The organism is Sphingosinicella sp., from assembly GCF_013911755.1.
Lineage (GTDB): Bacteria > Pseudomonadota > Alphaproteobacteria > Sphingomonadales > Sphingomonadaceae > Sphingosinicella.
This window is the reverse complement of record NZ_JACESP010000005.1, coordinates 34,524-46,948: the sequence shown is the minus strand read 5'-3', so window position 1 is coordinate 46,948 and position 12,425 is coordinate 34,524. Positions and strand designations below refer to the sequence as shown.

At 66.0% G+C, this 12,425-nt stretch carries 8 protein-coding genes and 1 tRNA gene; 3 read left to right on the top strand and 6 right to left on the bottom strand.

Annotation, left to right across the window (positions count from 1 at the left end):
* Positions 1–13: 13 nt before the first annotated feature.
* Positions 14–1,990: a DNA topoisomerase IV subunit B gene (gene parE, locus H2052_RS05300; RefSeq protein WP_293778878.1), complete on the bottom strand. Its 1,977-nt coding sequence runs from the start codon at positions 1,988–1,990 to the stop codon at positions 14–16.
* A 39-nt stretch (positions 1,991–2,029) separates the two neighbouring features.
* The gene (locus H2052_RS05295; RefSeq protein ID WP_293778876.1) at positions 2,030–2,584 is read right to left on the bottom strand and encodes a hypothetical protein; all 555 of its coding nucleotides are present in this window, start codon (positions 2,582–2,584) and stop codon (positions 2,030–2,032) included.
* Positions 2,585–2,945: 361 nt separating this feature from the next.
* Between H2052_RS05295 and H2052_RS05290 the strand changes: the two genes are divergently transcribed.
* Positions 2,946–3,716, top strand: a complete 771-nt coding sequence (locus H2052_RS05290) for a TorF family putative porin (protein WP_293778874.1) — start codon at positions 2,946–2,948, stop codon at positions 3,714–3,716.
* Between the two features lie 108 nt (positions 3,717–3,824).
* The gene (locus tag H2052_RS05285; protein WP_293778872.1) at positions 3,825–3,989 is read left to right on the top strand and encodes a hypothetical protein; all 165 of its coding nucleotides are present in this window, start codon (positions 3,825–3,827) and stop codon (positions 3,987–3,989) included.
* 82 nt (positions 3,990–4,071) lie between these two features.
* On the opposite strand, the gene glnA is transcribed toward H2052_RS05285, so the two are convergent.
* Both glnA and H2052_RS05275 read right to left on the bottom strand, forming a co-directional pair.
* Positions 4,072–5,484: a type I glutamate--ammonia ligase gene (glnA, locus tag H2052_RS05280; protein WP_293778870.1), complete on the bottom strand. Its 1,413-nt coding sequence runs from the start codon at positions 5,482–5,484 to the stop codon at positions 4,072–4,074.
* A gap of 57 nt (positions 5,485–5,541) precedes the next feature.
* On the bottom strand, positions 5,542–5,880 hold the full coding sequence (locus H2052_RS05275; RefSeq protein ID WP_271256489.1) for a P-II family nitrogen regulator: 339 nt from the start codon (positions 5,878–5,880) through the stop codon (positions 5,542–5,544).
* Positions 5,881–6,107: 227 nt separating this feature from the next.
* Here H2052_RS05275 and H2052_RS05270 point away from each other — a divergent pair.
* Positions 6,108–6,184, top strand: a tRNA-His gene (locus H2052_RS05270).
* 20 nt (positions 6,185–6,204) lie between these two features.
* Here H2052_RS05270 and H2052_RS05265 read toward each other — a convergent pair.
* Both H2052_RS05265 and H2052_RS05260 read right to left on the bottom strand, forming a co-directional pair.
* Positions 6,205–10,416: a translocation/assembly module TamB domain-containing protein gene (locus tag H2052_RS05265; protein ID WP_293778867.1), complete on the bottom strand. Its 4,212-nt coding sequence runs from the start codon at positions 10,414–10,416 to the stop codon at positions 6,205–6,207.
* On the bottom strand, positions 10,416–12,413 hold the full coding sequence (locus H2052_RS05260) for a BamA/TamA family outer membrane protein (RefSeq protein WP_293778866.1): 1,998 nt from the start codon (positions 12,411–12,413) through the stop codon (positions 10,416–10,418). The genes H2052_RS05265 and H2052_RS05260 overlap by 1 nt, the downstream gene beginning before the upstream one ends.
* Between the last annotated feature and the right edge of the window lie 12 nt (positions 12,414–12,425).

Genomic DNA, 12,425 nt, shown 5'->3' with positions numbered 1-12,425 from the left:
GGGGGTGCGTCCCTCAGACGTCGATGGCGTCTTCCGAAACGCCGGCGGCGCGTTCCTGGATGAAATTGAAGCGGTGCTCCGGGTTGCGGCCCATCAGGCGGTCGACGAGATCGACGACGGGTGCGCGCTCCTCGTAGGTGTCCGGCAGCGTCACGCGGATGAGCGTGCGCTTTTCCGGGTCCATCGTGGTTTCGCGGAGCTGCATGGGTGACATCTCGCCGAGGCCCTTGAAGCGGCCGATCTCGACCTTCCCGCGCCCGGAAAATTCGCCCGCGAGCAGCTCGTCCTTGTGTGCGTCGTCGCGCGCGTAGGCGACCTTGCCGCCCTGCGCGAGGCGGTAGAGCGGCGGCTGCGCGAGGTAGAGGTGGCCGTTCTTCACAAGGCCCGCCATCTCCTGGAAGAAGAAGGTCATCAGCAGCGTGGCGATGTGCGCGCCGTCAACGTCGGCGTCGGTCATGATGACGACGCGGTCGTAGCGGAGCGCATCGGGATCGAAGCGGTCGCGCGTGCCGCAGCCGAGCGCCTGGATGAGATCGGCGATTTCCTGATTGGCGCCGATCTTGTCGCGGTTCGCCGAGGCGACATTCAGGATCTTGCCGCGAATGGGCAGGATCGCCTGCGTCTTGCGATCGCGCGCCTGCTTCGCCGAGCCGCCCGCCGAATCGCCTTCGACGATGAAAATCTCGGTGCCTTCGGGCGCGTCCGCCGAACAATCGGTGAGCTTGCCGGGCAGACGCAGGCGGCGGCCGCTCGTTGCCGTCTTGCGCTTGATTTCCTTTTCGGCGCGGCGCTTCAGCCGCTCGTCCATGCGTTCGAGCGCAAAGCCGAGAAGCGCGCGGCCGCGCTCCATATTGTCCGAAAGGAAGTGGTCGAAATGGTCCTTGACCGCAGCCTCCACGAACCTTGCGGCCTCCGGGCTCGTCAGCCGGTCCTTGGTCTGGCTCTGGAACTGCGGCTCGCGGATGAACACCGAGAGCATGATCTCTCCGCCCGAGAGCACATCTTCGGCGGTGAGGCCTTCGCCCTTCTTCTGGCCGATCAGGCTGGCGAAACCGCGGATGCCCTTGACCAGCGCCGTGCGCAGGCCCGCCTCGTGCGTGCCGCCCGCAGGGGTGGGAATCGTGTTGCAGTAGTAACTCGCGGAGCCTTCGCCATAGAGCGGCCACGCAACCGCCCACTCCGCAGATCCTTGCGAATCCGGGAATTCGGCGCGCCCTGCGAAGAACTCATTGGTCGCGCACGCGCGGTCGCCGAGCTGTTCGGCAAGGTGATCGGCAAGCCCGCCTGGGAACTGGAACACGGCGGTCGCGGGCGTGTCGTCGCTGATAAGCTCCGGGTCGCACGACCAGCGGATCTCGACGCCGCGGAAGAGATACGCCTTCGACCGCGCAAGGCGATAGAGGCGGGCGGGGCGGAACGTCGCCTTGTCGCCGAAGATCTCGGGATCGGGGTGGAAGGCGACGGTGGTGCCGCGCCGGTTCGGGGCCGCGCCGACCTTTTCAAGTTTGGAGACCGCGTGACCGCGCGAATAGCGCTGGCGGTAAAGCTCGCGGTTGCGCGCGACCTCGACGACGAGCTCGTCGGAGAGCGCGTTCACCACCGAGATGCCGACGCCGTGAAGGCCGCCCGAGGTGGCGTAGGCCTTGCTCGAGAACTTGCCGCCCGAGTGCAGCATGGTGAAAATCACCTCGAGCGCCGACTTGCCCGGATATTTGGGATGTGCGTCGATGGGGATGCCGCGGCCATTGTCAGAGATCGTCAGCGTGCCGTCCGACGCGAGCGAGACCTCGATGCGGTTCGCGTGCCCGGCGACCGCTTCGTCCATGCTGTTGTCGAGCACTTCGGCGGCGAGATGATGCAGCGCGCGCTCGTCCGTGCCGCCGATGTACATGCCGGGGCGGCGGCGCACGGGCTCCAGCCCTTCGAGAACTTCGATCTGGTCTGCGGTGTAGTCGGTCGGGTTGGCGGCGCCCGTGAAGAGATCACTCATAGCGGCCTTATAGGGAGCGCCGAGGCAGGGGTGAAGGGCTTAGCGCGCCTGCTTGAAGAGCGCCGAAATCGTGTCGTTGTCGAGACGCCGCTCCGCGGGGTGAATGATCGCGGACAGCGATTCGACGCGCCTGCGAATCCGCTCCGCCAACGCCTCACTCGCATATCGCGCGGCCTCGCCTTCCAGCGGGCGCAGCTCGGCGAGCCCGTTCAGGATGAACGCCGAGAGGTCGCCGCTCAGGCGATCAAAGCGGCGGCGGACGGAGGCGGGGGCAAGCGTATAGGCTGCGATCACAAGTGCTGAATCGCGCAGTTGGCTCGCTTCGAAGTGTTCGACGTAGTCACGCGGGCACCAGGCATGGAGGTCGCGGTGGAGCGCCGGATCGCTGCCCGCGACTTCGAGGAGCATCAACACTTCGTTGAATTGATTGAGGAAATCGCTCGCGAGGCCGGTGTGCGGATCAATGCCGGTGATGGCCTCTGCCGCGATGTCCGCGATGCGCGCGGCGAGGGCTTCGGTCATGTCGGGCGGAAACGCGGCGGCGTTCCGATAGGATTCGCTCACTGTCCAGCCGCCTGCGTCCACGTCCATCATCCCATGCCTCATAGGTGACAGGCGTGAAAAACGCCTTAAGCGTCGACGACGTCGCCTTTTTTTGCGGGAGATGCATTTTTGCGTTGCAACACGCTGTGCTGCAGTGCAATATTATTGTGCCTATATGGCAATCCTCCCCAAGGATTTGACTAGAGGGCCGGCGGTAACGCCGGCCCTTCTTTCTGTCTGGATTCAGACTGTTGCGTGAAAGCATCAGCTGCGTTGCAACTTTGTGACCAAAGGGGCGAAAGCGCTTGTGCATCGCCGCAGCGTGGTCAACGCTCCCCCTTGAAGCATAAGCTTCGGAACGACCCCTCCCAGGGCGAGCAGCGATCACAGCTGAAATGAAGGTGGAGGAATGATGAAAAAGGGAATTGGCGGCCGCGCGATCTCGATGACCGTGCTTGCGGCTGCATCGCTTGTCGGCAGCCTCGCAGTGGCGGCTCCGGCCTTCGCGCAGGACGCGGAAGCGCCCAGCGATTGGGAAATCTCGGGCAACGCCGGAATTTTCTCGCAGTATCGCTGGCGCGGTGTTTCGCTTTCCGATGAAGAAGTGGCCTTCCAGGGCGGCATCGACGTCGCGCATTCCAGCGGCTTCTATGTCGGCACGTGGGGCTCGAGCCTTGCGGGCTACGGCTCCTACGGCGGCGCCAACACCGAGATCGACGTTTACGCGGGCTATGCCGGCGAAGCGGGCGGCTTCGGCTACGACATCGGCGCGATCTGGTATCTCTATCCGGGCACCAGCGGGACGGACGTGGTGGAAGTCACCGCCTCGCTGAGCAAGGAACTCGGCCCGGTCGGCGCCACGGTCGGCGTTGCCTACGCACCGAAGCAGGATTCGCTCAGCAACGACGACAGCTTCTACCTCTATACGGACTGGTCGGCCGCGATCCCGAACACGCCGGTCTCGCTGAACGCGCACGTCGGCTACACCGACGGTTCGCTTTCGGTCGACCGCGGGTTCTCGACCGACGGCGACTATCTCGACTGGTCGCTCGGCGCGTCGGTCTCCTACGACAAGCTGACGCTCGGCGTGTCCTACGTCGACACCGACATCAAGGGCGGCGACCCGTCGATCAACACGATCACGGACGCAGCCATCGTGGTCTCGCTGACCGCGGCGTTCTGATCCGATAATGTAATCGTCACGGGGAAAGCCCCGGAAGTCTCAGGACTTCCGGGGCTTTCTTTGTGCGCCTTGGAACTGTAGCAGTGAACGTCCAGTGGGAGAAGAGTCGTGGCGACGGATATCTCGGCTTGGCTGGCGGGTGTCGCAGGCGGTTTCGGGCTAATTCTGATCTACGTTGATGCTCCCAAACTGGCTGTCGAAATAGCGATTTATGTCAGTTTCCTGTTCGCAATACCGCCAATCATCCGTGCCATTCGGCAGATGTTTCGGTAGTCTCGGGTTGCAGGCCATGCTGCCCAAAATGAAAAGGGGCCCGCGCTTTCGCGCGAGCCCCTGAACGGCCCAAATCCCCCGATCAGGCCGAATAGTACATGTCGAATTCGACAGGCGAAGGCGCCATTTCCCAGCGCTGCACTTCGTGCATCTTCAGGTCGATGAAGCTGTCGATCATCTCGTCGGTGAAGACACCGCCGCGCGTGAAGACCTTGCGGTTCTTGTCGAGGTTGACGAGCGCCTCACGCAGCGAGCCGCACACGGTCGGAACCTTCTTCAGCTCCTTCGGCGGAAGGTCGTAGAGGTTCTTGTCCATCGGCTGGCCGGGGTGGATGCGGTTCTCGATACCGTCGAGGCCGGCCATCAGGATCGCGGCGTAGCAGAGGTACGGGTTTGCCGTGGCGTCCGGGAAGCGGAACTCGACGCGGCGGCTCTTCGGACCGGTGCCGTAGGGAATACGGCAGGAGGCCGAACGGTTGCGGCTGGAATAGGCCAGCAGCACCGGCGCTTCGAAGCCCGGGACGAGACGCTTGTAGCTGTTCGTCGAGGGGTTCGTGAACGCGTTCAGCGCCTTGGCGTGCTTGATGACGCCGCCGATGAAGAACAGCGCGGTTTCCGAAAGACCGGCGTAGCCGTCGCCCGAAAACAGCGGCTTGCCCTTCTTCCAGATCGAGATGTGCGTGTGCATTCCCGAGCCGTTGTCGTCCTTGATCGGCTTCGGCATGAATGTTGCCGTTTTGCCATAGGCGTGCGCGACGTTGTGCACGACATACTTGTAGATCTGCATCCGATCGGCGGTCTGGACGAGCGTGCCGAAGGTGAGGCCAAGCTCGTGCTGCGCTGCAGCAACTTCGTGATGGTGCTTGTCCATGGGCAGGCCCATTTCGAGCATCACGGAGACCATTTCCGAACGCAGATCATGGCACGGATCAACCGGCGCGACGGGGAAGTAGCCGCCCTTGGCGCGCGGACGGTGGCCCATGTTGCCCTCGTCGTACTCGCGGCCCGTGTTGGTCGGCAGCTCGATGTCGTCGATCTTGTAACCCGAGCCGGCGTAGCCGTTTTCGAAGCGCACGTCGTCGAAGACGAAGAATTCGGCCTCGGGGCCAACGTAGGCGGTGTCGCCGACGCCGCTGTTGCCGAGGAACGCTTCGGCGCGCTTGGCGACCGAACGCGGGTCGGAGCCGTAGAGCTCGCCCGTCGCCGGATCGACGACGTCGCAGAACACGATCAGCATCGGCGTCGCCGAGAACGGATCGACATAGACTGCGTCAAGATCAGGCTTCAGGATCATGTCGGACTCGTTGATGGCCTTCCAGCCGTCGATCGAGGAGCCGTCGAACATGATGCCGTCGGTCAGCATGTCTTCATCCACCACGCCGGCGCACATCGCCATGTGGTGCCATTTGCCCCGAATGTCAGTGAAGCGGACATCGAGCCACTCGATCTCCTGGTCCTTGATCATTTTCAGAACGTCGGCTGGTTTGTTCGCCATTACTCGCCTTTCCTCTTTTTACCCTGCTGGTGTGGAGTTTGTTGCCCGATTGATTGTTCAGATGGCTTCGCTGTCGCGCTCGCCGGTGCGGATGCGGTAGGCCGACTCGATCGTCGACACGAAGATTTTGCCGTCGCCGATGCGGCCGGTTTTTGCGGCGCCCGCGATGGCTTCCACGGTGCGCTCGACGATGGCGTCGTCGACGACGACCTCGAGCTTCACCTTGGGGAGGAAGTCCACGATATACTCGGCACCGCGGTAAAGTTCGGTATGGCCCTTCTGGCGGCCGAAACCCTTGGCCTCGACAACGGTGATGCCCGACACGCCGACTTCGTGCAGCGCTTCCTTCACCTCATCAAGCTTGAAAGGCTTGATGATCGCCTCGATCTTTTTCACCTGGCTTTACCCCTTGAACGAATTCGATCTGCCCCGGACGGGGTATTGCCCTCGCGTAACGCATGATCCGTGCCAGATACCGCAGCGCGGCAAAGCGCATTTTCAGGCAGCCTGCCGACCAACGATTGCACGACTTCCGGGCATCTTGCCTAAAAATTCAGCAGGGGCGAGTGCCTCGCTTGACGGCGGGCCGGGGCGCCCGTATGTGCGCATCCTCATCGCGTGTGGCGACCGTAGCTCAATCGGTTAGAGCGCCGGTTTGTGGTACCGGAGGTTGCGGGTTCGATCCCCGTCGGTCGCCCCATTTTCCTGCTTTTCCGTCCGTCAGTAGTCCTTCGACCAGCGCAGGTTGACGCTGGTGCCGCCGAGCGTCGCGACCGACGAGAGGATCGAAAGCGCGCGGGTCAGTTCGATCTCCAGCTGGGTGGCCGTGTAGCCCTGCGCGTCGGTGGCGACCTCCACGTAGACACGGTCGGTCAGGTACTCGCCCGCCGCGACGGCGGTTTTCTGGCCGGTGAGCTGGTTCGCCTCCATGATGCGCAAACGATCGAGGCCCACGGCGCGGCGCACGGCGTTGATCGGGTTGATACCGCCGCCGCCGCCCTGCAGCGAGGCGACCGCGCCGGCGAGCTGCAGCGCCTCGGGCGCGGAGAGATTCGCGATCGAGGTGCCGAAGAGCACGCGCGAGAGCACCTCATCCTGCGGCAGCGCCGGGATCGACGAGAAGGCAATTTCGGGACGCTGGCCGGTGCCACGGATCGTGATTGTGGCGGTGAGACCCTCCACGCGCGCCTCGGCGGCGATGTCCACCACGGGATCGGGCGGATAGGTGCCGGTGAAGCGCAGCTCGCCGCGTGTCAGCCGGAAGGTCTTGCCTGCGAATTCGTAGTCGCCGCGCACGAGTTCGGCGACGCCGCTGATGCGCGGGGCGGTCGCCGAGCCCTTGATGTCGAGATTCGCCGACCATTCCGAATCGAGACCCATGCCGCGGACCATGATCTCGTTGTTGCCCTTTGCCTTCACGTCGAGCTGCCAGACGGTGGGCTCTGCCGCGCCTTCGACGACGAGGGGTTCCGCGCGCAGCAGCTCGGTGTTCTTCTCGCGCACGCGGAGCGCGGGAACCTCGGTTTGCGCGGTCTGCCCGATATTGAAGCGGGCGCGATCGATCTTGACGTCGCCCGAGATGATCGCGCCTTCCGGGCTGTTGCTGATGCGCAAGGGGCCGCTCGCGGTGGCGCGCAGGTCGTCGCGATTGAGGATCAACGCCGATTTCATGATCATCGCGATCTCGATCGGGAAACCGCGCGCGAACGAAAGGTCGATGCCGCCGCTACCGGAGATGCTGCCGGTGCCGGCGGTGCCGGAAAAGCCGGTGAGTTCGAGGCGCGAGCCGGTGAAGCGCCCGTCGAGGCGGATGTTGTCCACGACGGTGCCGGTGATCGCGCTTTCGATGCGCGAGGCGCGCGAGCGCACGACGCCGGTGAGGGCGGGGTCGCCAAGCTCGCCGCTGATCTCCAGCGCCACCGCGATGTTGCCGCGCACGCTGAGCGCGCCGACGCCGGTCAAGGGCCACAGCATCTCGGCGGGGCCGCGCCAGCGGAGCTGACCCGTGATCGGCGCCTTCATCAGGCGGTCGAGCCAGGGGTCGTCGATGCTGCCGGGGATCGACAGCAGACGGCCCTGCAGGATGCCGAGGCGCTGGCCATTATCGAGGAAGGCGGCGCGCATCACCGCCTTGTTCGCTTCGAGCTGCGCGACGACGGCAAGATCGACGGGCTTCGAGAAGGCCTCGCTCGCGCGCGTGAAATCGGTGACGCGCAGCTTCGCCGTGCCGCGCGGGAGGCCGCCGGAGGGGAAGATCATGTCGATGCGGCCGCTCGCAGTGCCGGTGAAGTTCATGCCCGGCAGCGCGAGCTGAAGCAGGCCGAGCCCGGCGGCATTGAGATCGGTGGTGAGAGCGATCGTGTCGCCGAACGTGCCGCTGATCCGCGCGGAACCCGACGGCAGGTTGAGCACCACGGGCGCAAGCTGCCAGCCATCTTCGCCGCGTTCGAGGCGTGCGGGCGCCGCAAGCGCGAATTTCTGCCGGGCGATCGTGCCCTGGCTGGTGATGATGACGCTTTCGGGATCGAAGCTCGCCGCAAGATCGAACGTGAAGGGCGCGCCGCGCTCGCCGGTGGCGATGAGCGCGGCGGTGCCTTCGCCCGCCTGCATTTCAAGCGTGCCCTTCAGCGTCTTCAGGAGCAGCGCCGACTGCTTCAGGCCTTCGATATCGAAGCGGCCGGAGATTTCGGCGCCGGCCTCCCGGAGCACGATGCTGCCGTCTACCCAGCCGCGCCGGATGGTGGTGCCGCCGCCGAAATCGAGCCGCGCGGCACGCGCACCGAGATTGGCGTCGATGCGCTGCACGCCGTCTTCGGGCGACAGGCGGATTTTCCCTGAGATGCCGGTGCCGCGCACGTCGAGCACGCCCGAGACTGCCGGTGCGCCTTCCACCGCGCGGAGCGGGCCCGATGCTGTCAGCCCCGCGATCTCGGCGGCTTCGATGTCGTAGACGGTCTGCGGCGCGCCGGTGAGGATGCGGCCCCGCGCGCGCGCCGGGCCTGCCACCGTGTCGGCAAGCGCGGTGAAGACATAATTCTCGCCCTGCGGCGTGAAGGTGGCGCGAATGTCGCGAAGCTCGATGCCCGCCGCGTAGCTTTTGACACGTATGCGCGCTTCGGGGCGCGTCACGAGGCCACCGAGTTCCACGTCCATCGGGCCGTAGCGCTCCGAAACGGCATTGCCGGTGAAGCGGATGCGCTGGTCCATCGCATAGGTGCCGCGCCCGGTGACGCGCATGTCGGGCGAGGTGAGCACAGCGTTCGTGAAGGTGACGAGACCGTCGGGCGTGCGGACAATGTTGGCGACGACGCGTGGATTGCCCTGGAAGAGGAAGCTGAGCAGGCCGTTGTCGAGACGCGTCATCGCGGCGTTGGCCTTGCCGCTGATCCGCAGGCGATTGCCGGCGCGCGTGTCGGGTTCGAAGAGCAGATTCGCCTTCATGTCGGCCCTGCCGAGACCGGGGATGACATAGCGTGGCAGGTTGCCGTCAGCTTTGACGCTGTAGCGGCCCGTGCGCGTTTCGATGCGGAGATCGGCGAGCGCTGTGACGCGGTCGCTCGAAACCTTGAGGCCCTTGCCGACGATGTTGGGGCCTTCGAGCGCGATGACGCCGGTGATGCGCGGGTTGGTGGCGAGGGCCTCGACGAGTTCGCCGAGCCCGGTGACGCGAAGCGCGCGCGCCTCGACGGGAACGGCGAGCTTGTCCTTCGGGAGTTCGCCCTTGCCCGTCACCTCGACACGGTCGAGGCGCGTGGTGCCGATGGCGAGCCAGTTGGCGGACAGGCGATAATCGACGAGGGGGCGCGAGAAGGGGCCATCGAGCGTCATGGCGAGGCGCATGTCGTCCGCCGTCATCGTCGAGATGAGCGCCTTCGGCTGGCGTACCGAGGCGCCGACCGAGACGGTGCGGAAGCGGGATTCGGCGAGGTCCACCGTGCCGTCGAGTTCGATGCCCACCGATGGGGAGACGATCGAGGCGCGGCCTTCGATGACGCGCTCGGCAATCGTCGCGGCGGCGTCCACCTCGATCGACGGCGAGCCGAACTTGCGGACGAGACCGCCGACGGCAAGGCCGGGGGAGGCGGTGCCCTTGAGCGCGAAGCGGCCGTCGTCGGCGCTGAGCGCGAGGTCCATGAGCGGGGCGTCGCCGAGCTTGCCGACGGCCGTGCCGCGCCACTTCTGCCAGCTGCCTTCGCCTTCGATCGTGGCGACGAGCGGCTGATCGAGGCCGAGAATGCCGCCGACGACCCCGCCTGCGGGCGCCACGAGGCGGCCTTCGATATCGAACACCTTGTCGTCGGGTCGGGCATCGACGCGGGCGACGAGCGCGTCGCCGCCAGTGCGTGAGGAGGCGCGCAGCGCGGCGAGCAGGCGGCCGCTCGCGATGTCGGCGCCGCCGTCCGCGGAGATCTGGTGGCGCTTGCCGAGAACGGGTGGTTCGAGCGTCAGGTTGCCGATCTCGAAACGTCCGACATAGATGTCGTAGTTCGGGAGGATCGGCTTTTCCTCCTCGCTCGGGATCAGCTTGGGGACCTTGAGCAGCCGCGCCTCGGGCACGACGAGCTTCACGATATGGAGCCGGCGGCTGAACACCGCCTGCGGGCGCCAGTCGAGCTCGACACGCGGGGCTTCGAGGAAGCGGCCCTGCGGGTCCGACAGGGTGAGGCCGTGGACGACGGCGGCGCCGTAGAGCGAGCCGTCGATCCGGTCGATGTTGATACGCAGCCCCGATTCGGGCGTAAGGCCCATGACGCGCGCGACGAGCCAGGCCCGGCCTTTGTCCGTATCGAGCACGGTAAGCGCGGCGGCGATGAGCAGCGCAAGGCCAACGGCGATCGCGGAGAGCCAGAGGAAACCGCGCATCGCATAGGTCCAGAACGGGCGGCTCAGCACCTCGTCCTCGATCTCCTCGATGATGCCGTCGCGCTCCATCAGAACGCCTGCCCGATGGAGACGTAGACGGCGACGCGGGAGTCGCCCTTCTGACGGTTGAGCGGGGTGGCGACGTCGATGCGGACGGGGCCGAAGTTCGTGTAGTAGCGCGCGCCAATGCCGGCACCGAACTGCAGGTCGCGGAAGCGCGGGTAGGAGCGGGTGTCGATCTGGCCCGCGTCGACGAAGGGCACGATGCCGAAGTTGCCGAAGCGGTAGCGCGCCTCGAGGCTGAACTCCATCAGGCTGCGGCCGCCGAGCGGATCTCCGTCCGCGTCCTGCGGGCCGACATCCTGATAGCCGTAGCCGCGCACCGAGCCGCCGCCGCCCGCGTAGAAACGCCGCGACGGCGCGATGCGCGAGCGCGTGGCGCCGAAGATCGTGCCGAGGCGCGCGCGTCCGGCAAGGACGAGCTTGTCTTCCATCATCGGCAGGTAGGCCGAGCCATCCACCTGCGCGCGCGTGTAGCCGAAGAACCCGTCCTGGAACGAGCCTTCCGGGCTCGCCCAGCCCGTGAGGCGGAAGCCGCGCTTGGGATCGAGCAGATCATCGGTGCCGTCGTAGGCGATCTGCACCGGCGCGGCGGCGATGATGAAGGTTCGCAGCGGCGCGAAGCCCGGCGCGATGCGCAGGCTGCGGTCACGCTCTTCCGAAGCCAGCAGCTCGGCGCCGAACCGGTAGGTCCACGCCTTCTGCCAGATGAGGTTGGTCTCGCGCTCGATGAAGGCGCCGAGGCTGAGCGTGCGCGCATAATAGGCCTCGCGATCCTCGACGCTCGCCTCGACGCGCGCGGCAAGCGTGCGGTCGCGCTGCTTCCAGTTCGAGCGGCGGAGATCGGCGGACAGGCGCTGCTCCTGCGTGCCGAGCACGCCGCGGAACGTGACCTGCCCCTGCGGGCGGATGAGGTTCCGGTGCTGCCAGCTCGCCTCGACGCGGAAGCCGTCGGTGGTGCTGTAGCCGACCTGCCCGGCCAGCGTGCGCTGCGGGGCAGGGGTGAGCGCGACGACGACATTCACGGGCACCGTGCCGTCGGCCTGCGGTTCCTGGCGTTCCGGGGTGATGCTGACCGTGCTGACGAGACCGGTGGCGATCAGCGCGCGGCGAAGGTCTTCGATCTCGCGCGTGTCGTAAGGGTCGCCCGGCTTGAAGCGGGCGAGACGGCCGATGTGCTTGGCGCTGAACAGCGGGTCGCCATCGACGCGAATCTGGCCGAAGCGGGAACTGTCGCCGAGCTTCACATTCAGCGCATAGGTCGCCGTGCGCGTATCGTGATCGACGACGATGTCCGGATTTTCAACGTCCGCGAACGGAAAGCCGCTTTCGCCGAGGCCGAGGCGAAGCCGGTCCAGCGCCGCGTTCACGTCGTTGGCGACGAGCGGCTGCTTTTCCTTGAGGTCGAGCTTCTGCTCGACGAGCGCGCGTTCCGCCTCGTCGTCCACATTGACCTGGATATCGCCGAGCGCGTAGCGCGGCCCCGTGTCGACCGCGGCAGTGACCTTAACGCGGCCGTTGCGGGCGGCGGGATCGACCTCGATCGCGATTTCGGGATCGTAATAGCCCTCTGCGCGGAGCAGGCGCGTCAGCAGTTCGGTATCGGTGCGCGCGCGGCGCTGAAGCTCGGCGAGCGACGGTACGGTCTTGCTGCGCCCGGCATAGAGCGCCGAAAGCGACTTGAACGCGTCGGCGACCTTGAGGTGGCCGATCGGCCCCAGATCGAAATCATAGCGAAGATCGACGGGCGCTTCCTGCGTCTCCAGCGCGACGTCGGCGTCGGCGGCCTCTTCGGCGAAGAGGTCTTTCCATTCGTCCTCGATCTCGGGAAGCTCGGGGAGCGGGGCGCGGGGGTTGGTTCTCTGGTCGTTCGCGTCCGCAGGATCAGCGGCATCAGGGGCTGGCTTTTCGCCCGATGCGGGGGTCGCAGGCTGCTGGGCCGCCGCCGGTGACGACAGGAAGAGCGCAATAGCCGCGATACTGGTGCCGATCAGCGCTCGATACATTACACGGGTCTA

Coding starts and splice junctions, on each gene's coding strand:
- parE (WP_293778878.1), bottom strand. CDS start 1,990: ATGAGTGATCTCTTCACGGGCGCCGCCAACCCGACCGACTACACCGCA.
- H2052_RS05295 (WP_293778876.1), bottom strand. CDS start 2,584: ATGATGGACGTGGACGCAGGCGGCTGGACAGTGAGCGAATCCTATCGG.
- H2052_RS05290 (WP_293778874.1), top strand. CDS start 2,946: ATGAAAAAGGGAATTGGCGGCCGCGCGATCTCGATGACCGTGCTTGCG.
- glnA (WP_293778870.1), bottom strand. CDS start 5,484: ATGGCGAACAAACCAGCCGACGTTCTGAAAATGATCAAGGACCAGGAG.
- H2052_RS05265 (WP_293778867.1), bottom strand. CDS start 10,416: ATGGAGCGCGACGGCATCATCGAGGAGATCGAGGACGAGGTGCTGAGC.
- H2052_RS05260 (WP_293778866.1), bottom strand. CDS start 12,413: ATGTATCGAGCGCTGATCGGCACCAGTATCGCGGCTATTGCGCTCTTC.